The sequence below is a fragment of the Streptomyces boluensis genome, assembly GCF_009908195.1.
In the GTDB taxonomy this organism is placed as follows: domain Bacteria; phylum Actinomycetota; class Actinomycetes; order Streptomycetales; family Streptomycetaceae; genus Streptomyces; species Streptomyces boluensis.
This window is the reverse complement of the sequence record NZ_JAAAHS010000773.1, coordinates 1-669: the sequence shown is the minus strand read 5'-3', so window position 1 is coordinate 669 and position 669 is coordinate 1. Positions and strand designations below refer to the sequence as shown.

1 protein-coding gene is annotated in these 669 nt (G+C 73.5%); it reads right to left on the bottom strand.

Going from position 1 to position 669, the window contains the following annotated elements:
- Positions 1-541, bottom strand: a 541-nt coding sequence (locus GUY60_RS38030; protein ID WP_161706051.1) for a bifunctional DNA primase/polymerase, incomplete at its 3' end; no start/stop codon positions are given.
- Positions 542-669 lie beyond the last annotated feature (128 nt).

Below are 669 nucleotides of genomic sequence, written 5' to 3'. Positions count from 1 at the left end.
CGTACACGCCGTGCTCGGTGCGGGAGCCGGGGCCGACGAGGTAGCCGCCCGCGCCCCGGATGTCGATGCCGGGGGCGAGTCGGCTCGCGGAGTTGGGCACGACCACGTCGGGCGGGCCGGAGAGCCAGAGGTGGCGGCCGCCGCTCGGGGTGAGGACGACCACCGTGTCCGGGATGGTGAAGAGGTGGCGCAGCGCGAGTTCGCGCAGCGTCGCCGAGGTGTCAGCGCCCGACTTGGTGTCCAGGTCGACGCCGATGAGGTGGTGCGGGGCGAGTCCGCAGGCGATGCCGTACCCGGTGGCCCAGGGGGCGGCGGCGAAGAGGGCGCGGATGCGGGCCGGGTCGGTCGTCGCGTCGTACACCCCGTGGCCGGGGGCGCCGCATTCGCCGTGGCAGGCGGGCGGGTTCGGTTCGTCGCGGTGCGGGGAGCGCAGGGCCGGGAGTTTGGTGCGGGAGAGCGGGATGACGGCGAGCCCACGCTCGGCGGCGGACAGGGCGTGGGCGAGGGCCAGGGTGGTGGCGTGCCGATCGGAGGTGGCCATGGCTCTATTTTCGTACGCATGTTCGAAGAAGGGAAGGGGGTATCCGGTGTGGCGGGTGTCGCGGCGCTCTCCTCGGGGGTGATCTCGTGCACACCGGCCCGGGTGCCGGAACGCTTCCTCTCTTGTGG